The organism is Geodermatophilus sp. URMC 62 (assembly GCF_052931475.1).
Genome location: NZ_JBRFHY010000001.1, coordinates 4088476 through 4115451 on the forward strand (window position 1 = coordinate 4088476; position 26976 = coordinate 4115451).

The 26976-nt window shown below is 75.9% G+C and carries 28 protein-coding genes; 21 read left to right on the forward strand and 7 right to left on the reverse strand.

Annotation, left to right across the window (positions count from 1 at the left end; genetic code table 11):
• Positions 1-72 precede the first annotated feature (72 nt).
• The 7 genes from ku (at position 73) to ACU616_RS19835 (ending at position 7710) form a co-directional block, all read left to right on the forward strand.
• Positions 73-1092 carry a non-homologous end joining protein Ku gene (gene ku, locus ACU616_RS19805; protein ID WP_446760127.1) on the forward strand — a complete coding sequence of 340 codons (1020 nt, stop codon included), beginning with the start codon at positions 73-75 and terminating at the stop codon, positions 1090-1092.
• Positions 1093-1095: 3 nt separating this feature from the next.
• Positions 1096-2085 carry a non-homologous end-joining DNA ligase gene (gene ligD / locus ACU616_RS19810; RefSeq protein WP_446760128.1) on the forward strand — a complete coding sequence of 330 codons (990 nt, stop codon included), beginning with the start codon at positions 1096-1098 and terminating at the stop codon, positions 2083-2085.
• On the forward strand, positions 2082-3005 hold the full coding sequence (gene ligD, locus ACU616_RS19815) for a non-homologous end-joining DNA ligase (protein ID WP_446760129.1): 924 nt from the start codon (positions 2082-2084) through the stop codon (positions 3003-3005). Before ligD (ACU616_RS19810) ends, ligD (ACU616_RS19815) begins: the two co-directional genes overlap by 4 nt.
• 46 nt (positions 3006-3051) lie before the next feature.
• The gene (gene purU / locus ACU616_RS19820) at positions 3052-3936 is read left to right on the forward strand and encodes a formyltetrahydrofolate deformylase (RefSeq protein ID WP_446760130.1); all 885 of its coding nucleotides are present in this window, start codon (positions 3052-3054) and stop codon (positions 3934-3936) included.
• Positions 3937-4080: 144 nt separating this feature from the next.
• Complete coding sequence (locus ACU616_RS19825; RefSeq protein ID WP_446760131.1) at positions 4081-4554, forward strand: Fur family transcriptional regulator; 474 nt, start codon at positions 4081-4083, stop codon at positions 4552-4554.
• The gene (locus tag ACU616_RS19830; protein ID WP_446760132.1) at positions 4551-6218 is read left to right on the forward strand and encodes a catalase; all 1668 of its coding nucleotides are present in this window, start codon (positions 4551-4553) and stop codon (positions 6216-6218) included. Before ACU616_RS19825 ends, ACU616_RS19830 begins: the two co-directional genes overlap by 4 nt.
• Before the next feature lie 163 nt (positions 6219-6381).
• The gene (locus ACU616_RS19835; protein WP_446760133.1) at positions 6382-7710 is read left to right on the forward strand and encodes an MFS transporter; all 1329 of its coding nucleotides are present in this window, start codon (positions 6382-6384) and stop codon (positions 7708-7710) included.
• Between the two features lie 27 nt (positions 7711-7737).
• Here ACU616_RS19835 and ACU616_RS19840 read toward each other — a convergent pair whose 3' ends face one another.
• Positions 7738-8688: a proteasome assembly chaperone family protein gene (locus ACU616_RS19840; RefSeq protein WP_446760134.1), complete on the reverse strand. Its 951-nt coding sequence runs from the start codon at positions 8686-8688 to the stop codon at positions 7738-7740.
• 78 nt (positions 8689-8766) lie between these two features.
• Positions 8767-10140, reverse strand: coding sequence for an AI-2E family transporter (locus tag ACU616_RS19845; RefSeq protein ID WP_446760135.1), 1374 nt, complete (start codon positions 10138-10140; stop codon positions 8767-8769).
• Between the two features lie 113 nt (positions 10141-10253).
• Here ACU616_RS19845 and ACU616_RS19850 point away from each other — a divergent pair, with 113 nt between their 5' ends.
• The 11 genes from ACU616_RS19850 (at position 10254) to ACU616_RS19900 (ending at position 17955) form a co-directional block, all read left to right on the forward strand.
• On the forward strand, positions 10254-10721 hold the full coding sequence (locus ACU616_RS19850) for a PPOX class F420-dependent oxidoreductase (RefSeq protein WP_446760136.1): 468 nt from the start codon (positions 10254-10256) through the stop codon (positions 10719-10721).
• A 69-nt stretch (positions 10722-10790) separates the two neighbouring features.
• Positions 10791-11357: a hypothetical protein gene (locus ACU616_RS19855; RefSeq protein WP_446760137.1), complete on the forward strand. Its 567-nt coding sequence runs from the start codon at positions 10791-10793 to the stop codon at positions 11355-11357.
• 78 nt (positions 11358-11435) lie between these two features.
• The gene (locus ACU616_RS19860; protein WP_446760138.1) at positions 11436-11975 is read left to right on the forward strand and encodes a hypothetical protein; all 540 of its coding nucleotides are present in this window, start codon (positions 11436-11438) and stop codon (positions 11973-11975) included.
• 50 nt (positions 11976-12025) lie between these two features.
• On the forward strand, positions 12026-12793 hold the full coding sequence (locus ACU616_RS19865; protein ID WP_446760139.1) for a dienelactone hydrolase family protein: 768 nt from the start codon (positions 12026-12028) through the stop codon (positions 12791-12793).
• Positions 12790-13188 carry an ankyrin repeat domain-containing protein gene (locus ACU616_RS19870; protein WP_446760140.1) on the forward strand — a complete coding sequence of 133 codons (399 nt, stop codon included), beginning with the start codon at positions 12790-12792 and terminating at the stop codon, positions 13186-13188. The genes ACU616_RS19865 and ACU616_RS19870 overlap by 4 nt, the downstream gene beginning before the upstream one ends.
• A 148-nt stretch (positions 13189-13336) precedes the next feature.
• Complete coding sequence (locus tag ACU616_RS19875) at positions 13337-14746, forward strand: AI-2E family transporter (protein ID WP_446760141.1); 1410 nt, start codon at positions 13337-13339, stop codon at positions 14744-14746.
• Between the two features lie 85 nt (positions 14747-14831).
• Entirely contained in the window at positions 14832-15095 is a 264-nt protein-coding gene (locus tag ACU616_RS19880) for a hypothetical protein (RefSeq protein WP_446760142.1), read from the forward strand.
• Between the two features lie 163 nt (positions 15096-15258).
• Positions 15259-15735: an AAA family ATPase gene (locus tag ACU616_RS19885; RefSeq protein WP_446760143.1), complete on the forward strand. Its 477-nt coding sequence runs from the start codon at positions 15259-15261 to the stop codon at positions 15733-15735.
• A gap of 131 nt (positions 15736-15866) precedes the next feature.
• Positions 15867-16286 carry a DUF350 domain-containing protein gene (locus tag ACU616_RS19890; protein ID WP_446760144.1) on the forward strand — a complete coding sequence of 140 codons (420 nt, stop codon included), beginning with the start codon at positions 15867-15869 and terminating at the stop codon, positions 16284-16286.
• A gap of 174 nt (positions 16287-16460) precedes the next feature.
• The gene (gene fabG / locus ACU616_RS19895; protein WP_446760145.1) at positions 16461-17222 is read left to right on the forward strand and encodes a 3-oxoacyl-ACP reductase FabG; all 762 of its coding nucleotides are present in this window, start codon (positions 16461-16463) and stop codon (positions 17220-17222) included.
• Between the two features lie 112 nt (positions 17223-17334).
• Positions 17335-17955 carry an SGNH/GDSL hydrolase family protein gene (locus ACU616_RS19900; RefSeq protein WP_446760146.1) on the forward strand — a complete coding sequence of 207 codons (621 nt, stop codon included), beginning with the start codon at positions 17335-17337 and terminating at the stop codon, positions 17953-17955.
• Between the two features lie 25 nt (positions 17956-17980).
• Here the strand turns inward: ACU616_RS19900 and ACU616_RS19905 are convergent, their stop codons facing one another.
• Together ACU616_RS19905 and ACU616_RS19910 are read right to left on the reverse strand one after the other, a co-directional pair.
• On the reverse strand, positions 17981-19012 hold the full coding sequence (locus ACU616_RS19905; protein ID WP_446760147.1) for an alpha/beta-hydrolase family protein: 1032 nt from the start codon (positions 19010-19012) through the stop codon (positions 17981-17983).
• Positions 19009-19881, reverse strand: coding sequence for an alpha/beta hydrolase (locus ACU616_RS19910; RefSeq protein ID WP_446760148.1), 873 nt, complete (start codon positions 19879-19881; stop codon positions 19009-19011). Before ACU616_RS19910 ends, ACU616_RS19905 begins: the two co-directional genes overlap by 4 nt.
• Before the next feature lie 192 nt (positions 19882-20073).
• Here ACU616_RS19910 and ACU616_RS19915 point away from each other — a divergent pair, with 192 nt between their 5' ends.
• The 3 genes from ACU616_RS19915 to ACU616_RS19925 are packed head-to-tail and all read left to right on the forward strand — an operon-like array spanning position 20074 to position 22060.
• On the forward strand, positions 20074-20628 hold the full coding sequence (locus ACU616_RS19915) for a hypothetical protein (protein WP_446760149.1): 555 nt from the start codon (positions 20074-20076) through the stop codon (positions 20626-20628).
• The gene (locus ACU616_RS19920) at positions 20610-21377 is read left to right on the forward strand and encodes a sensor histidine kinase (RefSeq protein ID WP_446760150.1); all 768 of its coding nucleotides are present in this window, start codon (positions 20610-20612) and stop codon (positions 21375-21377) included. Before ACU616_RS19915 ends, ACU616_RS19920 begins: the two co-directional genes overlap by 19 nt.
• Positions 21374-22060 (forward strand): response regulator, encoded by a 687-nt coding sequence (locus ACU616_RS19925; RefSeq protein WP_446760151.1) that lies wholly within the window; start codon positions 21374-21376, stop codon positions 22058-22060. Before ACU616_RS19920 ends, ACU616_RS19925 begins: the two co-directional genes overlap by 4 nt.
• Before the next feature lie 46 nt (positions 22061-22106).
• On the opposite strand, the gene ACU616_RS19930 is transcribed toward ACU616_RS19925, so the two are convergent.
• The 3 genes from ACU616_RS19930 to ACU616_RS19940 are packed head-to-tail and all read right to left on the reverse strand — an operon-like array spanning position 22107 to position 26951.
• Positions 22107-22772 carry an NADPH-dependent F420 reductase gene (locus tag ACU616_RS19930; protein WP_446760152.1) on the reverse strand — a complete coding sequence of 222 codons (666 nt, stop codon included), beginning with the start codon at positions 22770-22772 and terminating at the stop codon, positions 22107-22109.
• A gap of 28 nt (positions 22773-22800) precedes the next feature.
• Positions 22801-25662, reverse strand: coding sequence for an FAD-binding and (Fe-S)-binding domain-containing protein (locus ACU616_RS19935; protein WP_446760153.1), 2862 nt, complete (start codon positions 25660-25662; stop codon positions 22801-22803).
• On the reverse strand, positions 25659-26951 hold the full coding sequence (locus ACU616_RS19940; RefSeq protein ID WP_446760154.1) for a hydroxyacid-oxoacid transhydrogenase: 1293 nt from the start codon (positions 26949-26951) through the stop codon (positions 25659-25661). Before ACU616_RS19940 ends, ACU616_RS19935 begins: the two co-directional genes overlap by 4 nt.
• Positions 26952-26976 lie beyond the last annotated feature (25 nt).

Here is a 26976-nt window from a genome sequence, read left to right on the forward strand (position 1 = left end):
TGGCCGGGACCCGCACCTATCCTGCGGGACCGGCCGGCCGGCGGTCGCAGAGCCCGGGGAAGGGGAGTGGACATGCGCTCGATCTGGCGCGGCGCGGTCTCGTTCGGCCTGGTCAGCATCGGGGTGAAGCTGTACTCCGCGACCGAGGACAAGGACGTCCGCTTCCACCAGGTGCACGCCGTCGACGGCGGGCGGGTCAAGTACCGGCGGATCTGCTCGATCGACGGCGAGGAGGTCGAGTACGGCGACATCGCCAAGGGCTACGAGCTCCCCGACGGCCAGCTGGTGGTCCTCACCGACGACGACCTCGCCGACCTGCCGCTGTCGACCCGGCGGGAGATCGAGGTCCTGCAGTTCGTCGAGCAGAGCGAGATCGACCCGATCCACTTCGAGAAGACCTACTACCTCGAGCCCGACGGCCCGGCGACGCGGCCCTACGTGCTGCTGCGCGACGCGCTGGAGAACACCGGCCAGGTCGCGATCACCAAGATCGCGCTGCGGCAGCGGGAGTCGCTGGCCGCGATGCGGGTGCGCGACGGCGTCCTGGTGCTGCACACCATGCGCTGGCCCGACGAGATCCGCCGTCCCGACTTCGGCTTCCTCGACGAGGACGTCGCCGTCCGGCCGCAGGAGCTGCAGATGGCCGAGGCGCTGATCACCTCGATGGCCGGCGAGTTCGACCCCGGTGAGTTCACCGACGACTACCGCGAGGCGATGACGGCGCTGCTGGAGGCCAAGCAGACCGGCGGCGAGGTGCAGCCGGTGCCCGAGACGGCCGACCCGGGCGCGGCGGTGGTCGACCTGATGAGCGCGCTGCGGCGCAGCGTCGAGCGCGCCCGCGGCGGCGGGGAGGACACCGCCACCGAGGACGAGGCCCCGGCCCCGCGGGCCCGGCGGGCGACGCGGGCCCGCGCGGCGGAGGCCGACGAGCCGGCGCCGGCGAAGCGCGCCCCGGCGAAGAAGGCCGCCGCGAAGAAGACGCCGGCGAAGAGGGCCGCCGCGGCCGAGGAGGCCCCCGCCCGCCCGCGCGCCCGCAAGGTGACCGCCGCGACCAAGGAGCCGGCCAAGCGGACCTCGCGCCGCAGCGCCTGACCCGTGCGCCCCGACCTGCTGCCCGAGCCGCCGGTGCCGGCGCCGATGCTCGCCGTCGCCGGGGAGCTGCCGCCGCGGCGCGAGGACGGCGGCTGGGGCTACGAGTTCAAGTGGGACGGCGTCCGGGCGCTGGCCGCCGTCCGCGACGGCCGGCTGGGCCTGTGGGCGCGCAGCGGCACCGAGGTGACCGGCCGCTACCCCGAGCTCAGCCGTCTCCCGGCGGCCCTGGCCGGCGCCGACGCCGTCCTCGACGGTGAGGTGGTGGCACTCGACCGGCTGGGCCGCCCGGACTTCGGCCTGCTGCAGAACCGGATGCACCGCACCGGCGGCGCCGACGTCGCCCGGCTGGCCGCGGCGGCGCCGGTGACCTTCCTGGTCTTCGACGTGCTGACCGTCCGGAGCGAGCCCCTGCTCGAGGAGCCCTACGAGGTGCGGCGCGAGCGGCTCGAGGAGCTGGGCGCGGCCGGGCAGCGGTGGGTGACCACGCCGTGGTTCCGCGGCGGCGGCGCCGACGTGCACGCGGCCAGCCGGGACAACGGCCTGGAGGGCGTCGTCGCCAAGCGGCTGGACTCCCCCTACCGGCCCGGCGTGCGCGCGCCGGAGTGGCGCAAGGTCAAGCACGTCCGGATGCAGGGCGTCGTCGTCGGCGGCTGGCGGCCGGGCAAGGGGCGGCGGGCCGGGGGAGTGGGATCGCTGCTGGTCGGCGTCCACGACGACGACGGCCGGCTGGTGTACGCCGGTCACGTGGGCACCGGGTTCACCGACGCGGCGCTGCGGGAGCTCAGCGGGCTGCTGCGCCCCCGCCGGACGCCGCCGTTCGCCGACGCCATCCCGCGCGAGGTCGCCCGCGACGCGCGGTGGGCCGAGCCCGACCTGGTCGGCGAGGTCGCCTTCGCCGCGTGGACCGCCGACGGCCGGATGCGCCACCCCGCGTGGCGCGGGCTGCGCGAGGACCTCGACGTCGACGACGTCGTGGTGGAGTGGAGCCCGTGAGCCGGCAGCGGGTGCGGGTCGACGGCCGGCAGCTGTCTGTCTCCAACCTGGAGAAGGTCCTCTTCCCGGAGGTCTCCTTCACCAAGGCGCAGGTCATCGACTACTACGTGCGGATCGCGCCGGTGCTGCTGCCGCACCTGTCGGGCCGGCCGGTGACCTTCACCCGCTGGCCCGACGGCGTCGAGGGGCCGGCCTTCTTCGAGAAGAACACCGCCCGGCACGCGCCGGACTGGGTGCGGCGGGTCACCGTCCCGAGCCCCGGCAGCTCCCGCGACCGCGAGGTCCTCGAGATGGTGGTCCTGGAGACCGTCGCCGACCTCGCCTGGGCGGCCAACCTGGCCGCGCTCGAGCTGCACGTGCCGCAGTGGCAGGTGGGCAGCAGGCGGCAGCCGACGCTGCCCGACCTGCTCGTGCTCGACCTCGACCCCGGCCCGGACGCCGGCATCCGGGAGTGCTGCGAGGTCGCCGAGCGGCTGCGGGTGCGGCTGGTCGAGGACGGGCTGGACCCGGTGGTGAAGACGTCGGGGTCCAAGGGGATGCAGGTCTACGCGCCGATCCGGGTCACCGACCGCGAGCACCCCTCCCGCTACGCGAAGGCGCTGGCGCAGGAGCTCTCGGCCCAGACGCCCGACCGCGTCGTCTGGCGGATGGAGAAGGTGCTGCGGCCGGGCAAGGTCCTGGTCGACTGGAGCCAGAACAACCCGGCCAAGACCACGGTCGCGCCCTACTCGCTGCGCGCCCGGCCCGACGCGACGGTGTCGACGCCGATCGGCTGGGACGAGGTGGACGCCGTCCGGGGCGGCGGCGCCGATCCCGGCGAGCTGCGGTTCCACACCGAGGAGGTGCTGGCCCGGGTCGAGGAGTACGGCGACCTGTTCGACGTCGCCGACCGGACCCGCGGCCGGTTGCCCGCCGTCTGAGCCCCGGCGGGACGGCCCCCGCCGTGCTCCTGACACCATCTCGCGCGTGTCCGCCGCCCCGCTCGCACACGACTCCGGCTCCTCCGACGTCGGGCGGCTGGTGGTGCGCTGTCCCGACCGCCCGGGGATCGTCGCGGTCCTCTCCCGGCTGCTGGCCGACGTCGGGGCGAACATCACCGAGTCCCAGCAGCACTCGTCGGACCCGACCGGCGGCACCTTCACGCTGCGGCTGGAGTTCGTGCTCCCCGGGCTGGCGGCCCGCCGGACCCAGCTGGAGGGCGCGCTGGAGCTGCTGGCCGAGCAGTGGCAGCTGACCTGGCGGCTGGCCGAGGCCTCCCGCCGGCCGCGCGTGGCGGTGTTCGTGTCGAGGACCGACCACGTGCTGCAGGAGCTGCTCTACCGGGTGCGCGCCGGTGACCTGCCCGCCGACATCGTCGCCGTCGTCTCCAACCACCCCGACCTCGAGCCGGTGGCGCGGGCGGCCGGCGTCCCCTTCCACCACGTGCCGGTGACGCCGGAGACCAAGGCCCAGGCCGAGGCGCGCGCCCTGGAGCTGGTCGGCGACGTCGACCTGGTGGTGCTCGCGCGCTACATGCAGATCGTCTCGGCCGACTTCTGCAGCCGCTTCCCCGAGCGGCTGATCAACATCCACCACAGCTTCCTGCCGGCGTTCGTCGGCGCGAACCCCTACCGGGCGGCGCACGACCGCGGCGTGAAGCTGATCGGGGCGACGGCGCACTACGTGACCCCCGACCTCGACGCCGGGCCGATCATCGAGCAGGAGGTGGCCCGGGTCGACCACCGCGCCACCGTGGAGGACATGCGCCGGGTGGGCCGCTACGTCGAGCGGCAGGTGCTCGCCCAGGCGGTGACCTGGCACGTCGAGGACCGCGTCGTCGTCGAGGGCGACCGCACCATCGTCTTCGCCTGAGGCGCACCCCGCCTGCCGCCGGTCACCCCCGGGATCCACGTGTGGTCCCCGGGGGTGACCGGGTACCCCCCGGGACGGGCGGAGGAGTTGCCGGGAGCGCGGCTTGATTTGACTCGTTCAAGAAAAGCCGGTTGAGTGGAGCCGATGGAGACGACGTGGGCGCCCCGGCTGCGGGACGCCGGGCTGCGGGTGACGCGGCCGCGACTGGCCGTCCTCGACGCCCTCGCCGGCCATCCGCACGCCGATGCGGACACGCTGGTCACGGTGGCCCGCCAGGCACACCCGACGCTGTCCCCGCAGGCCGTCTACGGCGTTCTCAAGGCGCTGGTCGCCGTCGGCCTGGCCCGCCGGGTCGAGCCGGCCGGCGCCCCGGCGCTCTACGAGGTCCGCGTGGGGGACAACCACCACCACCTGGTCTGCCGCTCGTGCGGCGTGGTCGTCGATGTCGACTGCGTCGTCGGGGCGGCTCCGTGCCTGTCGCCCTCGGACACGGCGGGCTTCGCCGTCGACGAGGCGGAGGTCGTCTTCTGGGGTCTGTGCCGCGAGTGCCGGGTGCAGACACCGGAGCAGACCGCTCAGGCCCTTCAGCACGACAATCGAGGAGGAGCATCCGCATGACCGACGTCGCATCGCAGGGCCCTGCGTCCAGTGAGGCCGACCGCCCGGTCCTGACCAACCGTCAGGGCCACCCGGTCTACGACAACCAGAACCAGCGGACGGTGGGCGCACGCGGCCCGGCGACCCTGGAGAACTACCAGTTCCTCGAGAAGATCAGCCACTTCGACCGGGAGCGCATCCCGGAGCGCGTGGTGCACGCCCGCGGCGTGACGGCGTTCGGGTACTTCGAGGCCGACGGCACCGTCGGCGACGAGCCGGTCGCGAAGTACACCCGCGCCAAGCTGTTCCAGGAGAAGGGCAAGCGGACCGACGTCGCGCTGCGCTTCTCGACCGTCGCCGGTGGCCGCGACTCCTCGGAGTCCGCGCGCGACCCGCGCGGTTTCGCCGTGAAGTTCTACACCGAGGACGGCAACTGGGACCTCGTCGGCAACAACCTCGGCGTCTTCTTCATCCGCGACGCCATCAAGTTCCCCGACTTCATCCACTCGCAGAAGCCGGACCCGGTCACGTTCGAGGCCAGCGTGGCCGAGCGGGCCTTCGACTTCTTCAGCCAGACCCCCGAGGCCATGCACATGGTCTCGCTGGTCTTCAGCCCCCGCGGCACGCCGGCCTCCTACCGGTTCATGCAGGGCTTCGGCGTCAACACCTACAAGTGGGTCAACGCCGAGGGCGAGACCGTCCTGGTCAAGTACCACTGGCTGCCCAAGCAGGGCGTCAAGTCCTGGACGGCGGCCGACGCCGCGGCCACGCAGGCCCAGACCCTCGGTGCCCACACCAAGGACCTGCACGACGCGATCGCCGCCGGCGACTTCCCGTCGTGGGAGCTGCACGTGCAGATCATGAGCGACGACGAGCACCCGGAGCTGGACTTCGACCCGCTCGACGACACCAAGGTCTGGCCGGAGGAGGTCTTCCCGCTGCGCAAGGTCGGGACGATGACCCTCGACCGGATGCCCGAGGACAACTTCACGCAGAACGAGCAGATCGCGTTCGGCACCGGTGTCCTCGTCGACGGCCTGGACTTCTCCGACGACAAGATGCTGGTCGGCCGGACGTTCTCCTACTCCGACACCCAGCGCTACCGGGTGGGCCCCAACTACCTGCAGCTGCCGGTGAACCAGCCGAAGGCGCGGGTGGCCACCAACCAGCGCGACGGCCAGATGGCCTACGGCGTCGACCGGGCCGAGGGCACCAACCCGCACGTGAACTACGAGCCATCCATCCTCGGCGGCCTGCGGGAGGCGCAGTACCCGACCCACGACGAGCAGGGCCCGGTCATCACCGGCCGCGTCACCCGCAAGCGGATCCCGCGCACCAACGACTACGCGCAGGCCGGCGAGCGCTACCTGCTGTCGGAGCAGTGGGAGAAGGACGACCTGGTGGCCAACCTGGTCGGCGCCCTGCAGCAGTGCCGCCGCGAGATCCAGGAGCGGATGGTCTGGCACTTCTTCATGTGCGAGGACGAGTGGGGCCAGCGCGTCGGCGAGGCCCTGGGGATCACCGCGGACGACGTCCGCGGCCTGGCTCCGCTGCAGACGCAGACCCTGTCCGAGGAGGAGCAGCAGCGCGCCGCCAACCTCGGCAAGAACGGTCCGCGGGACGTCAGCGGCCACGTGATGACGCACTGCGTGCCCAACGAGCACGTCGCCGTCGCCCAGGGCTGACCCCTCCAGCACGGCCGGCGGGCCGCGACCGGGACCCCCGGTCGCGGCCCGCCGTGGGTTCCCGGCCGGTCGGCTCCCAGGGGCCGGGAGCCCCCGCTGGGTCGGCAGGGTCTGGTTCGCCTACCGTCTGCCCGGGGTCCGCAGCGTCGCGCCAGGAGGAGACATGAGCAGCACACCGACGAGCACCGGCCGGACGGCGGGACGTCCAGGAGCCGCGGGTCGCGGAGCCGGCCGGGTGGCCTCGCTGTGCTGGATCGCCGTCCTGCTCGACGGCTTCGACCTCGTCGTCGTCCCCACGACGCTGTCCGGGTTGTCGGCGGAGTGGGGGCTGTCCGCCGGCGGCGCGAGCGCCCTGATCACCGTCGGGCTGGTCGGGATGATGGTGGGCGCGCTGACCATCGGCACGCTCACCGACCTGCTCGGGCGCCGCAAGGCGCTGATCACCTCGGTGACGGCCTTCTCGGTGCTCACCCTGCTCTGCGCGCTGGCGCCGAACCCGTTCGTCTTCGGCCTGCTGCGCTTCCTCGCCGGGCTCGGTCTCGGTGGCTGCCTGCCGACGGCGATCGCCATGGTCAACGAGTTCAGCCGCGGCGCCCGCGGCGGTCGCGTGACGACGACGATGATGACCGGCTACCACGTCGGTGCGGTGGCCACCGCCGCCCTCGGCATCCTGGTGGTCGAGCCGCTGGGCTGGCGGTGGATGTACGTGATCGGCGCGCTGCCGGCCCTCGTCCTGGTGCCGCTCATGCTGCGGCACCTGCCCGAGTCGGCCGCCTACCTGCTCTCGCACGGCCGGCGGGCCGAGGCCGAGGAGGTCGCCCGCCGGCACGGGCTCACGCTCGAGGACCCGGCCGCGCCGGTCGACCCGCACGCCGGGGAGGCGAGCACCGGCGGCGCCGCGGCCACCCTGGCCACGCTGTTCCGCGGTGGCTACCTGCGCAACACGCTGGCCATCGGCGTCACGTCGTTCATGGGACTGCTGCTGGTGTACGGCCTGAACAACTGGCTGCCCGGGATCATGCGCGAGGCCGGCTACGACCTCGGCGCCCAGCTGGCCTTCCTCACGGTCCTCAACGTGGGCGCGATCGTGGGTCTGCTGGTCGCCGGGACGGTGGCCGACCGGATCGGCGTCCGCACCGCCGGGGTCGGCTGGTTCGCCGCGGCGGCGCTGTTCCTCGCGCTGCTGTCGATCCGGCTGCCGCTCGCCGGCATCTACCTCATGGTCTTCCTGACCGGCTGCTTCGTCTTCAGTGCCCAGGTGCTGGTCTACGCGCTGGTCAGCGGCAACCACCCGCCGCAGGTGCGCGGCACCGCGCTGGGCTGGTCGGCCGGGGCCGGCCGGGTCGGCGCGATCGTCGGCCCGCTGCTGGCCGGCCTGCTCGTCGGCGCGGGGGTGGCCTTCCCGTGGGGCTTCTACCTCTTCGCGGTGGTCGGCGTGCTCGGCGCCGCGGCGCTCGCGGTCACCCGGACGGCCGCACGCCGGCCCGCCTGACCCGCCCTCCGCGGGGCGTGCGCGTCCTCACTCCCGGCTGCGGCGGTCCTGCTCGGCGAGGAAGCGCTCGAGCTCGGCCCCGATCTCCTCGCCGCTGGGCACCTCGCCGACCTGTCCCAGCAGCTCGGTCCCCCCGCGGGCGGAGGTGAACTGGTCGTACTGCTGCTCCAGGGCGGCGACCACGGCGGTGTTGTCGGAGGAGCGGGCGATCTGCTCGTCGATGTCGCTGCGGTTGCGCTGGGCCGCCTCACGCAGCGTCTCGGTGGGCAGCAGCAGGCCGGTCAGCCGGCCCAGGTGCTCGAGCAGGGTCAGCGTCGCGGCCGGGTAGGTGGCCTGCGCCAGGTAGTGCGGCACGTGTGCGGCCACGCCCAGCGCGTCCACCCCGGCCTCGCCGAGGCGCAGCTCGAGCAGGGCCGCGGCGCTGCCGGGGATGCGCATCTCGCCCCAGTAGACGGGATAGGCGTCGATGAGCTGGCGACGCGTGCCGTGCGCGGTGACCGTGACCGGCCGGGTGTGCGGCACCGGCATGGGGATGGCCTGCAGGGCCACGACCGAGGTGACGCCGAGCCGCTCGACGAGCCCGGCGATCGCGGCGACGAAGGCCTCCCAGCGGTAGTCCGGCTCCGGTCCGGTGAGCAGGAGGAACGGCTCGCCGGAGTCGTCCTCGACCGCCCACAGCACGATCTCCGGCGCGTCGAAGGTCTCGTACCGGTCACCGGAGAACGTCATCCGCGGCCGGCGCGCGCGGTAGTCGACCAGGAGGTCGGCGTCGAAGCGGGCGACCGTGCGGTGCGGCAGCGTGGCCAGCAGGTGGGCGCCGGCCAGGGCGGCGGAGGAGGCGGCGTCGAAGTCGCCGGCGAGGGCGTGCACGAGCACCAGACCGCGCCGGCGGGCGGGCTCGGGCACCGCCGCCTCGGCGGCGAGGAACGGCTCGGCGTCGGGGAGCAGCTCGACGAGCTCGTCCGGTCGTTGCGCCACGGGGGCACCTCCTGCAGGTCGTCGTCACCGTGATCAGCGTCGACGGGCCCCCGGGCATTCCCGGAGGCTCCCCGCCGGTCAGCCGCCGGACGTCCCCGGGGCCGGGGTGCGGGTGAGCACCGCGCCGTCGTCGTCGCCGGCGACCTGGGTCTGCGTGCCGTCACCGGCCACCTCGGGGTGCCGGCCGTCGAACACGTCGCGCACGTAGCGGTAGACGACGGCGATCAGCGCGGCGACCGGGACGCTGAGGAAGGCGCCGATGATGCCGAACAGGCTGCTGCCGGCGGTGACGGCGAGGATGACCACGGCGGAGTGCAGGTTGAAGCCGCGGCCCTGGATGATCGGCTGCAGGACGTTGCCCTCGATCTGCTGCACCAGCAGCACGATGCCGAAGATGATCAGCGCGGTGGTGAACCCCTCGTCCACCAGGGCGATCAGGACGGCGAAGGCGCCGGCGACGAAGGCGCCGATGATCGGGATGAACGCGCCGAAGAAGGTCAGCACGGCCAGCGGGATGACCAGCGGGACGTCGAAGATCCACAGCCCGATGCCGATGAACAGGGCGTCGACGAAGCCGACCAGGGCCTGCTGCTTGATGAACTCCGACAGCGTGCTCCAGGTCTTCTGCGACAGCGCGGCGACGTGCGGCGCGGCCCTCGGGCCGGTCTGCGCGGCCAGCCAGGGCACCCAGCGCGGGCCGTCCTTGATGAAGAAGAAGGCCAGCAACACGGCCAGGAGCAGGTTGAGCAGGCCGTTGCCGACGGCGCTGGCGCCGCTGGCGGCGTAGCCGGCGATGTTGGACGCGTTGGCCTGGACCGAGTTGATCGCCTGGTCGACGTACTGGCCGATCTGCTCCTCGTCGAGGTCGAACGGCGGGCCCTGCAGCCACTCCTGGACCTGCTGCAGGCCGGCGGCGGCCTGGTCGGCGAGCTCGGTGACCTGGTCGGCCACCTGTGGGGCGATGACGGCGATCAGCCCACCGATGAGCCCGAGGAACACCAGCAGCACGACCGCCGAGGCCAGCGTCGCAGGCCAGCCGTGGCGGCGCAGGAAGCGCGTGGGCGGCCACAGCACGGTGGCGAAGAGCAGGCCCAGGATCACCGGCAGCAGGACGACCCAGAACTTGCCCAGCACCCAGCCGATCACCACGAGCGCGGCGCTGATGAGCAGCAGCTGCGCCGAGCTGATGGCGAGCGCCCGGCTGGCGGCCCGGGCCCGTTCGCCGCGCTGCCAGGTGGGCGCGGGGGCCACGGTGGTGGTGTGGTCGGCGCCGCGCGGGTCGCCCGGCCCGCCCTCACCGGTGAGGGCCGGGGGTGGGCCCGAGGTGCCGCCGTCGCGGTCGGTGCCGCCGGTCCGCGGCGCGTCCGGCCCGGGCCTGCCGGGGCCGCCCACGGCGGAGGAGCCGGCCGGTACCGGGTTGTCGTCCCGTTGCCCGGGCAGGCGGAACCTCATGAGTCGATCGCACCACAGATCATCGGAACCCACCGTCCGGAGATCACCACCACCGACGGCGACCGTCCCGTCCCGCCCGGTGCCTCCCTCCTCCCGCGGGCTAGCGTCGGGCGGTGCCGAGAACCGCCACCGCCGACCGGGTCGACCGCGCCGCCCTGCTGGAGTTCCTCCGCCCGCGGCACCGGGCCGTGCTGCTCACCCGCCGCCGCGAGGGCGGGCCGCAGCTGTCACCGGTGACCTACGGCGTCGACGCCGAGGGCCGCGTCGTCGTCTCCACCTACCCGCAGCGGGCCAAGGTGCGCAACGCCCGCCGCGATCCCGCCGTCTCGCTGTGCGTGCTCTCCGACGCGTGGGACGACCCCTGGGTGCAGGTCGACGGCCGGGCCGAGGTGCTCGACCTGCCCGAGGCGCTCGAGCCCCTGGTCGAGTACTTCCGCTCCATCAGCGGCGAGCACCCCGACTGGGACGAGTACCGCGCCGCGATGACCCGGCAGGGCAAGTCGCTGCTGCGGATCACGGTGGAGTCCTGGGGGCCGGTGGCCACCGGCGGCTTCCCGCCGGAGCTCGCGGCCGGGGACTGAGCCGGCGCCCGGCGCGCCGGGCAAGGCCAGGAGCTTGCCCGGACGGCCTCCGGGGACAACGCTGCGCCCGTGCTGCTCGCGATCGGCTGGGCTCCCCGGTCCGGCAGCGCCGCGATCCCCGGCGCCCCGCCGCCCGGGCCGGCACTGCCGGTGGGGACGGCGGTGCGGCCGATCCGGGAGGGCAGCGTCGCCGTCGTCGACGACGCCGACCCCGCTGCCGCGGCGCGGGTGGCCGTCGACGCCGTCGTCGCGCTGGTGCGGCAGGGCGGCTGGCGGATCGGGGTGGGAGCCGCTCCCGCCTCGGCCGACGACGGCCCGGTGCTGCTGGTCGCCCGCCGGGCGCTGGAGGCGGCCACCCGCACACCGGCCCGCCTCGCCGTCCGCGGGACCGATCCCGCCGCGTCCGCCGACGCGCAGGCGGTGCTCTCCGCGCTGGCCGTCCTGCTGGCCCGCCGCAGCCGGGCGGCCTGGGCCGCCGCCGACCTGGTCGCCGCCGGCGCCGCCCGCGCGTCCGTGGCCGCCGAGCTCGGCGTCTCCCGGCAGGCGGTCGCGCAGCGGCTGTCGGCGGGGCTGTGGGACCTCGAGCAGGAGCTGCGGCCCGCCGCCGCCCGCCTGCTCGTCCGCGCCGCGGGCTGAGCCCGCCCGGGGGACCGCCGCGCGCGGTGATCACCGCACCCCGGAGAATGGCGCCCGAACCGCCCCGAGGAGGTCCGGATGACCCAGCCCGTGCACCCGCAGCGCAACACCGAACTGCTCGCTGTCTACCTCAACGACCACCTCGCCGCCGCCACGGGCGGCATCGAGCTGGTCTGCCGGATGATCGGTGTGCACCGCGGGTCGCGGTGGGAACCGCCGCTGCAGCAGCTGCTCACCGAGCTCCGCGACGAGAAGTCCTCCCTGCTCGACGTCGCGCGGGCGCTCGGCGTCCCGGTGCGCCAGTACAAGCAGCTCGGTGTCTGGGTGGCCGAGAAGCTCTCCCGCGTCAAGCTCAACGGCCGGCTGCTCTCCCGCTCACCGCTGTCGGACCTCGTCGAGTTCGAGTTCCTCGCCTCGGCCGTCCGCGGCAAGCGCAGCGGCTTCGAGACGCTGCGGATCGCCGCGGAGGTCGACGACCGTCTGCCCCGGGCCGAGCTGGACCGGCTCATCGACCAGGCGGACCGGCAGTACCAGTGGCTCACCGACGCCCGGCGCGACGTGGCCGCGGCGGTCTTCGGCGGCCGACCGGAGGCCGCCGAGCGCACCGGCGGGCACTGACACCGGGGCCCGCCGGGCGGCCCGGGGGACGGCCTGGTAGCACTGCCTGCATGTGCCACGACCCGAGCAGCCGCCCACCCGCGCCACCCCGCCGCGCCGGTGCGGTCGCCGCGACCGAGCTGACCACCCTCACCGCGGCCGACGGCACGCAGTTCTCCGCGGCCTGGGCGGCTCCCGACGACGTCGGCAGCGCCCCCGCCGGCGTCGTCGTCCTCCCCGACATCCGCGGCCTGCACCCCTACTACGTGGCGCTGGCCGAGCGCTTCGCCGAGGCCGGTGTGCCGGCGCTGGCGATCGACTGGTTCGGCCGGACCGCCGGCCTGGCCGAGGGCGGCAGCCGCGACGGGGAGTTCGACTGGCAGACGCACATCCCGCAGACGACGCCGGAGGGCATCGACGCCGACCTCGCCGCCGCGATCGCCGAGCTGCGCCGCCGCACCCGCCCCGACCTGCCCGTGGTCACGGTGGGCTTCTGCTTCGGCGGCAGCCACTCCTGGCGCCAGTCGGGCGGGGACCTCGACGTCGCCGCCTGCGCGGGCTTCTACGGCCGTCCGGTCATGGTCGGCGACGCCGCGTCCCGCGCCTCCCGGCCGACGCTGATGCTCATCGCCGGCGCGGACGCCGCCACCCCCGTCGAGGACCAGCTCGCCCTGGCCGATACCATGCGCGCGGCCGGCGCCGAGGTGACCACCGCCGTCTACGACGGTGCGCCGCACTCCTTCTTCGACCGCGCCTCGACGAAGTGGGAGGACGCCTGCCAGGACGCGTGGCGGCGGCTGCTCGAGCTGGTGGACCGGGCCGGCGGTGCGGCCCCGTGAGCGAGCCCATCGACCCCGGGGTGATCGAGCTGGCCGCGCGGGTCTTCGACCTGGCCCGCTTCGGGCACACCGGGGAGCTGACCGCCTACGTCGACGCCGGGGTCCCCGTCGACCTCACCAACGACAAGGGCGACACGCTGCTCATCCTGGCCGCCTACCACGACCACCCCGAGACGGTGGCCGCGCTGCTCGCCCGCGGCGCCGACCACGGCCGGGCCAACGACCGCGGGCAGACGGCCCTGGCCGCCGCGGTCTTCCGCCGCTCCGAGCCCGCGGTGCGCGCGCTGCTCGACGCCGGGGCCGACCCCGACGCCGGCGGCCCCAGCGCCCGCGAGACGGCGGTGTTCTTCGAGCTGCCGGAGATGTCGGCGCTGCTCGGGCGGCCCGCCCGCTGACGGGTCCCCCCGGACGCGGGCGCGGCGTGTCACCCTGGGGGCTCACGGCGGCGCCGGACGGGGGCGCGGGTGCGGCGGCGGTGCGGTCCGTGCCGACGGGCCCGCGGCCGGCCCGCACGGCCACCGCGGGTGGGAGGGACGTCGACACATGGCCGCGCAGCAGCACTCCCTGTCCGGTCGGGGGGCCGAGCGGGCGAGCACCGGGGCGACCCGGCTGACGCCGCCGGACACGACCGACCTGCAGGCCGCGCTCGTCGCGGCCGCGCAGCCCTCGGCGGGCCCGGACGGGCCGGCCGGGCCCGCTGTCGACGTCCTCGGCGACGCCGCCGCCGACCGCCCGGCCGCGGACACCCCGGTCGCCGGTGCGGCTGCGGACGGTGCGGCTGCGGACGGTGCGGCTGCCATCCCGGCGCCGGGCGGCGCCGGGGGGATGCCCCGCTGGCTGGTCCTGCTGATCGGGGCCGCGGCGGCCACCATCGCCGTGGCCGGCGTCCGGGAGATCGCCTGGCTGCTGGCGCCCGTGATGCTCGCCCTGGTCGTCGTCATCGCGATCATGCCGGTGCAGCGGTGGCTGCTGCGCCACCACGTGCCCCGCTGGGCCAGCGCCACCGTGCTGCTGGTGCTCGTGTGGGGAGTGCTGCTCGGCTTCGGCTCGCTGCTGGTGTACGCGATCGCCCAGTTCGCCGTCCTGCTGCCCGGCTACGCGCCGCAGTTCCAGCTGCTGCTCGACGACACCGTCCGCCGGCTCGGCGAGGCCGGCATGTCCTCGGCGCAGATCGCCGAGCTCGTCGACCGCTTCGACTACGGGCAGCTCGTGGGTCTGGCCACCGGTCTGCTCGCCCGCGTCACCGACACCGCGACCACGCTGGTGCTGCTGCTGTCGGCGATGGTGTTCCTCGCCATCGAGTCCGGCGGCTTCGGCCGCCGGCTGGCGCTCGTCGCCGCCGACCGCCCGCACCTGCCCATCGCCTTCGGCCTGTTCGCCCGGGGGACCCGCAGCTACCTGCTGGTGAGCACGGTGTTCGGGGCGATCGTGGCGGTGGGCGACACGATCGCCCTGGAGATCCTCGACGTGCCGCTGCCCCTGCTGTGGGGCGTGCTGTCGTTCATCACCAACTACGTGCCCAACATCGGGTTCGTCCTCGGCGTGATCCCGCCGGCCCTGCTCGGGCTCCTCGACGGCGGGTGGACCGAGTTCTGGGTGGTCATCATCGTCTACGCGCTGCTCAACTTCGTCGTCCAGACGCTGATCCAGCCGCGGTTCGTGGGCGACTCGGTGGGCCTGTCGATGACGGTCACCTTCCTCGCGCTGCTGTTCTGGGGTTGGGTGCTCGGCGCCCTGGGCGCGCTGCTGGCCATCCCGCTCACGCTGCTGGTCAAGGCGCTGCTGGTCGACGTCGACCCGCGCGGGCACTGGCTCGACGCGCTGCTGCGCGAGGAGCCCCGGGCGCCGCGCACCAGCCGCGCCCGCCAGCGCGCGCACGACCGCCGGGCGGCGCTGGCCTCGGTCCGCGCGCTGCACCCGCACTGGCCCGGACGGCGCGGATCCGACCACTGACCTGCGGTTTCGGGGAATGTCAGGGGGGAGGAGGACGTTGTCCCCACGTCGGGTGCAGTGCCCGACAGGACCCCTGGGAGGACCCGTGAAGGGCGATCGTGTCGAGGTCGTCATCGACGCCGGTGGCAGCACCCGCACCTACGAGATCGAGGCCACCCGCGCCGGCCGCCGGGTGGACGTGACCCACGGCCGCGGCGTCGTGGAGGTCACGGAGAACACCCGCGGCGGCACCCCCGTGCGCACCGCGCGCTTCATGTCCGGCCGGGTGCTCGCACTCGTCGAGCACCCCGCGGCCCGTCCGGCGCTCGACGACGACGAGCCGGTGACCCCGCTGCGGCGGACCGCCTGAGGAAGGACCCTCCTGCCCCCCACCGGGGAAGGACCCCGTCCTCCTCATCCCTCGCACGCTCGGGACGAGCCTCTGGACGGGGCCTGCGGCGGGCCCCTGCAGGAGGGCCGCCGTCCTCCCCGCCCCTCACGAACCCGTGACGGGATCCGGGACGGGGCCGCCGATGAGCCCGCCTGAGCTCGTCGTCATGGTGGGCCTGCAGGGCGCCGGCAAGTCGACCTGGGTGGCGCGCCACCTCGCGGCCACCCACGCCGTGGTGAGCAAGGACCACTGGCCCCGGGCCCGCCGCCGCGAGGCCCGGCAGCAGCGCGTGGTGGCCGAGCTGCTCGCGGCCGGCCGCAGCGCCGTGGTCGACAACACCAGCCCGTCGGCGGAGGAACGCGCGCCGCTGATCGCCGCGGCCCGCGCCGCCGGCGTGCCCGTCCGCGCGGTGTGGCTGGACACCCCGCTGGACACCTGCCTGGCGCGCAACGAGGTCCGTCAGGGCCGGGACCGGGTGCCGCTGGTCGGCGTCCTGTCCGCCCGCGCCCGGTTCACCCCGCCCTCGACCGCGGAGGGGTTCGACCGGGTCGACGTCGTGCGCACCGCGGCCTCCTCCGCGGAGCAGCCGGCCCCGGAGCAGCCGGCCCCGCGGACCTGAGCCCGGAGCAGCCGGCCCCGCGGACCTGAGCCCGGGACGTGACCGCGCGGGCGGGGCGCCGCGTGCGTCCGGCCGCGCCCGTGCGGTAGACCTTGCGGGCCCGCCCGCCCCCGTCCCCGGAGGTCCCGCCCGTGCTGGCCAGCATCGGCTATGCCGTCGCCTACACCGCCGTCGGCCTCGCGCTGCTCGCCCTCGGCTACCTCGCGCTCGACCTGCTGACGCCCGGCCACCTCGGCCGGCGCATCTACGCCGAGCGGTCGGTGAGCGCGGCGGTGGTCCTCGCGGCCGGCTTCCTGGCCCAGGGCGCCGTCGTCTTCACCACGATCTGGACCAACGCCACCTCGGGCTTCGGCCGGGCGCTGCTCTACACCGTCGTCTTCGGCGTGCTGGGTGTGCTGCTGCAGGCCGCTGCCTTCGTCGCCCTCGACCTGCTCACGCCCGGCAAGCTCGGCGCGCTGGTCACCGAGGTCGGTTTCCACCCCGCGAGCCTGGTCAGCGCCGCGGCGCAGCTGGCGGTGGCCGCCATCATCGTCGCCTCGATCTGGCCCTGAGGCCCGGCGCCGACCGGGTCCGGGCGACGCGCCGCCGGGCCCGGGACGATGCGGTACCGACCCCGCCGTAACCTGTCGGGCGCAGCGCGCGAGCGCGTGACCGGGTGGACCCGTCGCGTGCGTGCGCCCGGACCGGCCGGCGACGACGCCGCCACCAGCATGAGAGGAACCGCAATGAGCGAGGCAACCCCCCGTGTCGCCATCGTGACCGGCGCCGCCCGCGGCATCGGAGCCGCGACGGCGCAGCGCCTGGCCGCCGACGGCTTCGCCGTGGCCGTGCTCGACCTCGACGAGGGCAACACCAAGGAGACCGTCGCGGCGATCGAGGCCGCCGGCGGCACCGCCCTCGGCGTCGGCGCCGACGTCAGCGACGCCGAGCAGGTGCAGGCCGCCGTCGACCGGGTGGCCGCCGAGCTCGGCCCGCCCGTGGTGCTGGTGAACAACGCGGGTGTCACCCGCGACAACATGCTGTTCAAGATGACCGAGGTCGACTGGGACGTCGTCATGAACGTGCACCTGCGCGGCGCGTTCCTCATGAGCCGGGCCTGCCAGAAGTACATGGTCGAGGCCGGCTGGGGCCGCGTGGTCAGCCTGTCGAGCACCTCGGCGCTGGGCAATCGCGGCCAGGCCAACTACTCGACGGCCAAGGCCGGGCTGCAGGGCTTCACCAAGACGCTGGCCATCGAGCTGGGCAAGTTCGGCGTCACCGCCAACGCGATCGCCCCCGGCTTCATCCAGACCGAGATGACCAGGGCCACCGCCGAGCGCATGGGCGTCAGCTTCGAGGACTTCATCAAGGGCGCGGCCGCCCAGATCCCGGTCGCGCGCGTCGGCCAGCCGGAGGACATCGCCCACCTGGTCTCGTTCTTCGCCAGCGAGGGCGCCGGCTTCGTCTCCGGCCAGGTCGTCTACGCCGCGGGCGGCCCCAAGGCCTAGCGGCCCACCTGCAGGGCCCCGCCGCGTGCGGAGCGCGTGGCGGTGGGCAGGTGGGTCCTTGCTCACGCCGGCCGGCGGGCACAGCGCCCCGCCGGCCGGCGTTGCACCAGCCGTGACCGCTCCGCTCCGCCTCGTCGTCCTCGGTGACTCCATCGCGTACGGGACCGGTGCCGCGCGGGTCGAGGACACCCTCGGCCCCCGGCTGGCGCAGGTGCTGCGCAGCGAGGGGATCGACACCGACCTCACCGTGCTGGCCGTGCCCGGCGCGGTGTCGCGCGACCTCGCCGCGCAGGTGCGCCGCGCCGCGCCGTCGGCCGCCGACCTCGCCGTCGTCGTCATCGGCGCCAACGACCTCGCCCGGTTCCTGCCCGCCGACCAGGCCACGGCAGCGCTCGGGAGCGCGGTGGCCGACCTGCGCGCCGCCGGCACCGACGTCGTGGTCGTCCCGGCGCCGGACATGTCCAGCGTCCCGTTCGTGCCGCCGGCGCTGCGACCGGCGGTGCGGGCCGCCTGCGCGGTGCTGCAGCAGCGGCAGGCCGCGGTCGCCGAGGCGCACGGCGCCACCGTCGCCGCGGTCGCCGCCGAGGTCGGCCGGGCCTTCGGCGACGACCCGGCGCTGTTCTCCGCCGACCGCTTCCACCCGTCCTCGGCCGGTTACGCCCGGATCGCCGCCGCGCTCGCACCGACCGTGCTCGCCGCCGCCCGCGCCCGCCGGGCCCGCCGGGCCGCCTGAGCCGCAGCGCCCCCCGCCGCCGCCGCTACCGGGCCGCCGCGCCGAGCAGCTGCGCCCACGCCGGCGCCAGCGCCCGGCCGTAGCGGTGCCCGTGCCCGGCCGGCTGGTCCATGGCCGGCAGCAGCGCGCCGGTCACCTGCCAGAACGTCGACACCGGCAGCCACGGGAGACCCGCCCGCGGGGCGACGAGCAGACCCGGTCCCCACCACGCCACCGGGTCGTCGGGATTGCGCACCTCCGTGCAGCCGGGGACCGCTGGCTCCCCGCCCGAACCCGGGCGGCCGGCCAGCAGACAGCCGTCGACCGGGCCGGCGGCGGGCAGCGCGGCGGCCAGCGCACCGGCGCCCAGGCTCTCCCCGAACACGAGCAGCCGCGGCCGCGCGCCCGGCGGCACCGCCGCCAGCCGCTCCCGCACCGCGGCCACCACGGCCCCGGCCGACCGCGTCGCCCGCTGCCCGCCGAGCAGGTACTCCGCCCAGCTGGGCCGGTCGGCGTACTCGACGGTCACGGTGACGACGTCCCCGCCGGCGAGGTCCTCCACCGCGGCGAGCGCCGCCTCGTCGACCCACCCCGACCCGGTGGGGACCGCGACCAGCACCGTCGACCGGGCCAGGCCGCCGGCGCTCTCCAGCCCGCGCACCGCGGACTGCGCCCGTCCCACGTCGGTGGCCGCGCCGTCCAGGCCCACCCGCACCCGCAGCGCCCCGCTCTCCCCGGCGGAGAGCGACGCCACGTCCGCCACGTCACCCGCCCCGGCGGAGGCGACCCCCGCCCCCGGCTGCGGGCCCGCGCCGCACCCGGCCAGCAGGAGCAGCAGCACCGCCGCGACCACCGGCCGGGCCCGCGGCGTCCACCCCCGGAGCACGTCGCCGGCCAGGACCGCGAGCGACCCGGCGGCCCGGACGGCCAGCCAGGCGGTCAGCGCGGCGAGCAGGCCGGCGGTCAGCCGGACCGCGGCCGGTGGCGGCAGCGGCCAGGGGGTGCCCACGCAGGTCAGCCCGGCCGTCCAGGCCGCCACCGTGGCCACCCGCGGCCGCCGTGCACGGTCCCCGCTCACGGCCGGGTCTCCTGCGGGGGGCCGGTCACCACGTCGGCCAGGGCGGCCAGCGTGGTGCTGCCCGGACGGAAGTAGCCGTCGTGCCCGCGCACGCCGTCGACCGGCAGCGGGTGCGCCCCGAAGGCCGGCGCGGCCGGGTCGGCCCCGTGTCCCAGGTCCCCGAGGCGCACGTGCGGCACCCGGCCGATCCAGTCGTCGGGGGAGCGGGCTGCGGACACCCGGGCCGTCGTGTGCAGGTCGTCGACGTCGTCGGCGCGGGCGCCGGGGCTGGCGAGGAGCACCAGGTCGTCGGCGGGCAGGTCGGCGGCGGCCAGCGCGACGACGACCGCGCCGTAGCTGTGACCCACCACGGTGAGGTGCGGCGGGCTCCCGGGCCGGTCCCGCAGCGCGGTCACCTCGGCGACCAGCGCGGGCACCGCCGCGCGGGCCAGCCGACCGGTGGCCGCGTCACGCCCCAGTCCCTCCGGCGTGGGGTACCCCACCCACAGGACGACGGCGCTGTCCGGCCCGGCGGCGGCGTGCAGCGCCCTCGCCCAGCCGAGCGGTCGGTGCTGCGGGTGGGCGGGGTCGTCCAGGGTGGAGAGGTCGGTGTCCGAGCCCGGCACGAGCACGGCGACCGAGCCGGCGGTGGCCGGGTCCCCGAGCGCCAGGACGGCGCGGCCCCGCTCGGCCGGGTCGCAGCCGAGGACCCGCAGCCCCTCGTCGTCACCCCGGGTGACCCGGGCGGTCAGGTCGGCCGCGCAGGCGGCGTCGTGACCGACCGGCCCGACGGGGGCCGCGGCCGCCGGCTGGGCGAGCTGCACGACCGCGCCGACCAGGGCGGACAGGACGGACAGGGCGACGGACGCGGCGAGGGTGGTGTTCCGCATGCCGATCGATGCTGGACACACCGCCGCCGCCGGTCGTCACCCTGCGGAGCCGACCTGCGCACCTCCCCGTGGTGCACCGGCGGGCCGGGCGGTACCCCGGCCGTGGGGAGGCCGTGCTACCGCGGTAGGGGGTCGGTGGTCGCCTGCGGAGTGACGCGCGGCCGCCGCCCGCGCGGCTAGCCTCGCCCCACCATGAGCACCGTGCGCCCGACCGAGCGGCTCCGGAGCGCCGCCGTGCCGGCCTTCCGGACCGGCGTGCAGTCGGTGCTGGCCGCGGTGCGCCCGCAGGCCGCGCCCTGGTCCCCGCCGTGGGGACGCCGGCCCGGGCTGGCGCGGCGGCTGCCGGCCGTCGCCACCCTGTACGCCACGATCGTCGCGATCGCGGCCGCCGGGGGAGTGCTCGACGGCCGCGCCGGCATGGCCGGCGGCGTGGCCTTCCTGCTGCTGCTGCCCGCGGTCGTCGGCGTCAGGCTGGCCGTCGTGCGCCCGCTGGACGGCTGGCTGCTGGTGACCGGCTGGCTGGTCGTCCTCCGGCTGCTGGTCGGTGCCCCGGAACGGGTCGTGCCCGTCCTCGAGCCGTGGGCGTGGCTGCTGTGGATCCCCGTCCTCGCCCTGGCCGCGACGGCCGCGCGCGGCCGCGCCGCGGTGGGCGTCCCCCTGGTGTCCGGGTTGACCCTGTTGCTGTGCGGGGTGTTCCTGCCCTGGGGGGGGGTGGGCCGTACGCGGTCGTGCCCGCGCTGGTCCTGACCGCGGTCCCGCTCGCGCTCGGTGCCGCGCTGGGGTCACGGCAGTCGGCCCGGGCGGCGCTGCGCACCGAGCAGCAGCGGGCGGAGGAGGCGCTGGCGCGGCAGGGGGCGCTGGCCGAGCGGGCGCGCATCGCCCGCGAGATGCACGACGTCGTGGCGCACTCGATGTCGATGATCGCGGTCCGCTGCGAGACGGCGCCCTACCGGCTGGGCGGGCTGTCGGAGCCGGTGCGGGCGGAGTTCGCCGAGGTCGCCGGCGCCGCCCGCCAGTCGCTGGCCGAGATGCAGGACCTGCTGGGCGTGCTCCGCTCCGACGACCGCAGCGAGCGGGCGCCCCAGCCGGGCCTGACCGACGTCCCGGACCTGCTGCGGGCCGCCCGGGACGCCGGTGCGCGGGTCACCGCCGAGGTCCAGGTCCCGCCGGTGCCGCCCGCGCTCGGCCTGACCGCCTACCGGATCGTGCAGCAGGGCCTGGCCAACGCCGCCGAGCACGCGCCCGGCGCCCCGGTGCACGTGCGGCTGGCCCGCGCCGGGGACGCGCTGACCGTCGACGTCGTCAACGGGCCACCGCCGGCGCCGCCCGTGCGCGACGACGACCGGCCGGGCCGCGGCGCGGGGCTGCCGGGCATGCGGGAGCGCGCGGCGGTCCACGGCGGGACGGTCGACGCCGGGCCGACGCCGGACGGCGATTTCGCGCTCACGGCGCGGCTGCCGCTGGCGTCCGCGCTCCCGCCGGGGGAGGTCCGGTGATCGGCGTCCTCGTCGTCGACGACCAGTCGATGGTGCGCGAGGGCTTCGCCGCCCTGCTCGCCGCCCAGCCCGACGTCGAGGTGCTCGGCACCGCCGGGGACGGGCGGGCCGCCGTCGAGGAGGTGCGCCGGCTGGCGGCCGCCGGCCGGGTCCCCGACGTCGTGCTCATGGACGTCCGGATGCCCCGGCTCGACGGCATCGAAGCCACCCGGCTGCTGCTCGCCGACCCCGGCGCCCCGCCGCCGCGGGTGCTCGTGCTGACCACCTTCGACCTCGACGACCACGTCTACGCGGCGCTGCGGGCCGGGGCCAGCGGGTTCCTGCTCAAGCACGCGCCGGCGGCCGAGCTGCTGCACGCCGTCCGCGTCGTCGCCACGGGGGAGGCGCTGCTGGCCCCGGAGGTCACCCGCCGGCTGATCGCCCGCTACCTGGAGACCGGGCCGGCCCGCGCGGAGGACGGCGAGCGGCCGGCGCGGCTGGCGGCGCTGACCCCGCGGGAGGTCGAGGTGCTGCGGCTGGTGGCGCGGGGGCTGTCCAACCGGGAGGTCGCCGAGGAGCTCGTCGTCGTCGAGCAGACCGCCAAGACCCACGTCAGCCGGGTCCTGACCAAGCTCGGTCTGCGCGACCGCGTCCAGGCGGTGGTCCTCGCCTACGAGATGGGCCTGGTCCGTCCCGGCGGCTGAGGGCGTCCCGCGGCCCGGCCGGGACTCCCCGCCGGGCCGCCACGCCTCACATGTCGCGGTAGCGCTTGGCGTCCGCGGTCGCCTGCCGCAGCCGGCCGAGGTCGAGGTCCGCGCCGTAGCCGGGGGTGTCGCGCTGGATGCGCCAGCCCTCGGCGAGCGGGCCGAGGTCGAGGACGTCGAAGCCGAGCTCGTCGATGAAGGAGGCGACGGTCTCCTTGGCCGAGGCGTCGTCCCCGGCGATGGCCAGCGCCCGCCGGTTCGGCGTGCCCGGCGAGGTGCGGCGGGCGGTGATGTCGGCGGCGAGGATGTGGTTGAAGGCCTTGACCACCCGGGAGGTGGGCAGGTGCTCCTGGGCCATCTCCGCGGTGGTGGTCGTCTCCTCGTCCAGCGCGGCGATGTGGCCGTCCCGCTCGGGGTAGTAGTTGTTCGTGTCGATCACGACCTTGCCGGCCAGCGGCTCGACGGGGACGTCGGGCAGCGCCTTGAGCGGCACGGTCACGACCACCAGGTCGCCGGCGGCGCCGGCCTCCGCGGCCGTGGCCGCGCGGACCTCGCCCTGCCGCCCGGGTCGGTCCCGGAGCGCGTCGACGAGGTCGGTCAGCGTCTCCGGGCCGCGGGAGTTGGCGATCACGACGTCGTAGCCGGCGTCGAGGGCTGCCTGCGCGAGCGCCGTGCCGATGTGGCCGGCGCCGATGATGCCGAGAGTGGTCATGCCGAGCGCCAACGCGCCGGTGGGCGGCTCATTCCCCCTCCGGCCCGTCCTCTTCCGGGGCTCGGTCCAGCGCGTCGGCGAGCAGCTGGGCGAGGTGGCGGCCGGGGCGGTCGGCCAGCTGGTCGAGCTGGGTCCGGCAGGAGAACCCGTCGGCCAGGACGACGGCGTCCGGGCCGGCCTCCCGGACGGCGGGCAGCAGCTGCTGCTCGGCGATCGCCAGCGACACGTCGTGGTGCCCGCGCTCGACGCCCCAGTTCCCGGCCAGCCCGCAGCAGCCGCCCAGCCGGGTCACCGTGGCACCCGCCCGACGGAGCAGCCGCTCGTCGGTCGCCCACCCCATCACCGCGTGGTGGTGGCAGTGCGGCTGGGCGACCACCTCGACGCCGGCCAGTGACGGCGGCGTCCAGCCCTCGGTGGCGGTGAGCAGCTCGGCCAGCGTCCGGGTGCCCGCGGCCACCCGCGCCGCCATGGCTCGCCCACCCGCCACCTCGAGCAGCTCGACGGCGTCGGAGCGCAGCGCCGCGGTGCACGAGGGCTCGACGCCGACGATCGGGACGCCCGCGTCGGCCAGCGGTGCGAGCGCGCGCACCGTATCGCCCAGGATGCGCCTGGCGGTGTCGAGCTGGCCGGTGGTGATCCAGGTCAGCCCGCAGCAGGTGTCGTCGCCGGGCACCTGCACCGAGTAGCCCGCCGCCTCCAGCACCCGCGCGGCGGCGTGCGCCACCTCCGGGGCGAAGTGGTCGGTGAACGAGTCCACCCACAGCGCCACTGGCGCGCCGCCGCCGGGGCGGGGGGTCCACTGCTGCCGGAACGTCCGCCGGGCGAAGAGCGGCAGGTCCCGGCGCTGGTCGACGCCGGCGCCCCACCTCGCCAGCCGGCCGCCGAGCCGGGAGTGCATGACCGCGTTGACCAGCCGCGGCGCCCGCGCGGCCAGGTCGGACCACATCGGCAGCCGGCCCAGCGTGTAGTGCGAGATCGGCCGCAGCCGCCGGCGGTAGCTCTGGTGCAGCACCTCGGCCTTGTACGAGGCCATGTCCACGCCGGTCGGGCAGTCGCGCGAGCAGCCCTTGCACGACAGGCACAGGTCCAGCGCCTCGTGCACCTCCGGGGAGCGCCAGTCGCGCACCGGGCCGCCGGGCGCGAGCATCTCCTGCAGGACGCGGGCCCGGCCGCGGGTGGTGTCCTTCTCCTGGCGCGTGGCCGGCCACGACGGGCACATCACCGCCACGCCCGAGGGCTCGGCCCGGCACTTGCCCACCCCGGTGCACCGGTGCACGGCGTTGGAGAAGTCGCCGCCGTCGTGCCGGTAGGCCAGCGCCAGCCCGGTGCGCTGCCGGGGCGCGGCGGCCACGCGGACGTCGTCGTCGAGGCGGGCGGGCCGCACCAGCACGCCGGGGTTGAGCACGTCGTCGGGGTCGAACAGGCCCTTGACCCGGGCGAACAGGTCGAGCGCTGCGGGGGAGTACATGCTGCCCAGCAGCTCGCTGCGGGCCCGGCCGTCGCCGTGCTCGCCGGACACCGAGCCGCCGTAGCGGGCGACCAGCGCGGCGGCGTCGGTCACGAAGGCCCGGTAGGCCGCCCGCCCGCGGTCGGGCTCGCGGCCGAACGGGAAGTCGATGCGCACGTGCACGCAGCCGTCGCCGAAGTGCCCGTAGGGCACGCCCTGCAGGCCGTGCTGCACCAGCAGCGCCTCGAACTCGCGCAGGTAGGCGCCCAGGGACTCCACCGGGACGGCGGCGTCCTCCCAGCCCGCGTGGGCCGGCCGGCCGTCGCTGGTCCGCGCGGCCAGCCCGGCGCCGTCCTCGCGGATCCGCCAGATCGCGGCGGCCTCGGCGACGTCGGTGACCACCATGGAGTCCAGGGCTCCGGCGTCGGCCAGCACCCCGCGGGCGGTGGCCTCCACCTCCGCGACGCTGTCGCCGGTCAGCTCCACGATCACCCAGCCGGCGCCCTTCGGGAGGTCCGGGACGACGGCGGCCGGCACGTCGCGCAGCCGCTGCACGATGCGCTCGTCGAGCCCCTCCACGGCGGTGGGACCGTGCCGCAGCAGCCCCGGCGTGGCGTCGGCGGCGTCGGCCATCGACGGGTAGCCGAGCACGACCAGCCCGCGGTACGGGGCGTCGGCGACCAGGCGCACGGTGGCGCCGAGGACGACGGCGAGGGTGCCCTCGCTGCCCACCAGCGCGCGGGCGACGTCGAAGCCGCGCTCGGGCAGCAGGTGCTCGAGTGAGTAGCCCGACACCTGCCGGCCGAAGCGCCCCAGCTCGGTGCGGATGGTGGCCAGCTCGCGCCCGGCCAGGGCGTGCAGCTCCTCGAGGCCGGCCGGGGCCGAGCCCGAGGTCAGCCGCAGCCGCTGCCCGGTCCCGGTGACCACGTCGAGGCCGACCACGTTGTCCGACGTCCGGCCGTAGCCCAGCGCGCGCGAGCCGCAGGCGTTGTTGCCGATCATCCCGCCGATCGTGCAGCGGTTGCTCGTGCTCGGGTCGGGGCCGAAGCGCAGGCCGTGCGGGCGGGCCGCCACCTGCAGCGCGGCCTGGACCACGCCCGGGTCGACGACGGCGGTGCGCGCCTCGGCGTCGATCGCGTGGACCCGGTGCAGGTGCCGGCTGGTGTCGACGACGACGCCGGTGCCGACCGCGTTGCCGGCGATCGAGGTGCCCGCCCCGCGCATCGTCAGCGGCACGCCGAGCTCCCGGCACACCGCCAGCGCCGCGACCACCTCGTCGGCGTCCCGCGGCCGGACGACGGCGCGCGGCAGCACGCGGTACAGCGACCCGTCGGAGGAGTACAGCGCCCGGGCCAGGCCCGAGTCGTCGACGTCCCCGATGCCGGCGCGGCGCAGCGCGGCGGTGACCTCGGCGGTCCCGATCGCCCCGGTGGTGGCCGTCACCACAGGGACAGCGAGCGCCGGAAGATGCCGGCGACGTCGTCCTCGGTGACGTCCTTGGGTGCGGTGGCCAGCAGCCGCTGCTGCTTCATCGTCCCCTCGACCAGGCCCGGGATGTCGCCCTCGTCGTAGCCGACGGCGCCGATGCCGTCGGGGATGTCGATGTCGCGCATGAGCGCGGTGAGGACGGTCGGCAGGAACTCCGCCGGGTCGCCGGTCTGCTCGGCCCGCGGGTCGAGCAGCCGGGCCGCCCGCAGGTGCCGCTCGGGGTCGGCGTCGAAGGTGAAGCGGAACGCCTCGGGCGCGGTCAGCGACACCGACATGCCGTGCGGGATCATCGGCTCGTCGGCCGGGTAGTCCTTCGGGTGGAAGTCCTTGACGCGGCCGGCGATCGGGTAGGCGTTGGCGTGCGGGATGTGCACGCCGGCGTTGCCGAAGCCCATGCCGGCGAAGGTGGCGGCCATGGCCATCTTGGCCCGGGCGTCGTCGTCGCCCTCGCGGACGGCGCGGCGGAAGGACTCCGCGAGCAGCGACAGGGCCTTCTCCGACCACATGTCGGCGATCGGGTTGGCCCCGCAGTAGGGCACCCGCTCCTCCGGGCGCTTGCGCTCGTAGGTCGTGTACGGCCGGGCCGTGTAGCTCTCCAGCGCGTGGCAGAGGATGTCCATGCCGGAGGCGGCGGTGACACCGGCCGGCTGGGTGCGGGTCAGCGCCGGGTCGACGACGGCCATCGTCGGCCGCAGCCGGGGGTGGCTGATCCCCGTCTTGACCTGGAGCGCGAGGACGTCGAGCACGCAGATCGTGGTGCTCTCCGCGCCGGTGCCGGTCGTCGTCGGGACGGCGACCAGCGGGTTGAGCGGGTTGACCGGCGCCCGGCCCTCGCCGACCGGCTTGTTGACGTAGTCCATGAGCTCACCGGGGTTGGTGGTGAGCAGGTTGACCGCCTTGGCGGTGTCGATGCTGGAGCCGCCGCCCACGGCGACGATGGCGTCCCACGGGCCGTTCTCGCGGGCCCAGTCGACGGCGGTCTGCAGGCTCTCGTCGGTCGGCTCGACGTGGGCGCCGTCGAACACGTGCGCCTCGATGCCGAACTGGCCCATCTGGTCGGCGACCCGCTGCGGGTGGCCGGTCGCGGCCACCCCGGGGTCGGTGACGACGAGCACCCGTCGGGCACCGGTCTCGCTGAGGTCGTAGCCGATCTCGTCGGCGGCCCCCGTGCCGAACTTCAGCCGCGGGGCTCCGTAGGTGAACACGCTCTCCGGGTCGGCGGGCCGGTACACGCTGGCGGTCATGCCGCCATCGTGCACCGGCCCCGCC

Excerpts from the sequence above, each read along its gene's own strand:
- ACU616_RS19930 (WP_446760152.1), bottom strand. The coding sequence starts at position 22,772 with ATGACCACTCTCGGCATCATCGGCGCCGGCCACATCGGCACGGCGCTC.
- ACU616_RS19885 (WP_446760143.1), top strand. The coding sequence starts at position 15,259 with ATGAGCCCGCCTGAGCTCGTCGTCATGGTGGGCCTGCAGGGCGCCGGC.
- ACU616_RS19830 (WP_446760132.1), top strand. The coding sequence starts at position 4,551 with ATGACCGACGTCGCATCGCAGGGCCCTGCGTCCAGTGAGGCCGACCGC.
- ACU616_RS19845 (WP_446760135.1), bottom strand. The coding sequence starts at position 10,140 with ATGAGGTTCCGCCTGCCCGGGCAACGGGACGACAACCCGGTACCGGCC.
- ACU616_RS19860 (WP_446760138.1), top strand. The coding sequence starts at position 11,436 with ATGACCCAGCCCGTGCACCCGCAGCGCAACACCGAACTGCTCGCTGTC.
- ACU616_RS19865 (WP_446760139.1), top strand. The coding sequence starts at position 12,026 with ATGTGCCACGACCCGAGCAGCCGCCCACCCGCGCCACCCCGCCGCGCC.
- fabG (WP_446760145.1), top strand. The coding sequence starts at position 16,461 with ATGAGCGAGGCAACCCCCCGTGTCGCCATCGTGACCGGCGCCGCCCGC.
- ku (WP_446760127.1), top strand. The coding sequence starts at position 73 with ATGCGCTCGATCTGGCGCGGCGCGGTCTCGTTCGGCCTGGTCAGCATC.
- ACU616_RS19915 (WP_446760149.1), top strand. The coding sequence starts at position 20,074 with ATGAGCACCGTGCGCCCGACCGAGCGGCTCCGGAGCGCCGCCGTGCCG.
- ACU616_RS19910 (WP_446760148.1), bottom strand. The coding sequence starts at position 19,881 with ATGCGGAACACCACCCTCGCCGCGTCCGTCGCCCTGTCCGTCCTGTCC.
- ACU616_RS19875 (WP_446760141.1), top strand. The coding sequence starts at position 13,337 with ATGGCCGCGCAGCAGCACTCCCTGTCCGGTCGGGGGGCCGAGCGGGCG.
- ACU616_RS19825 (WP_446760131.1), top strand. The coding sequence starts at position 4,081 with ATGGAGACGACGTGGGCGCCCCGGCTGCGGGACGCCGGGCTGCGGGTG.
- ACU616_RS19835 (WP_446760133.1), top strand. The coding sequence starts at position 6,382 with ATGAGCAGCACACCGACGAGCACCGGCCGGACGGCGGGACGTCCAGGA.
- ACU616_RS19940 (WP_446760154.1), bottom strand. The coding sequence starts at position 26,951 with ATGACCGCCAGCGTGTACCGGCCCGCCGACCCGGAGAGCGTGTTCACC.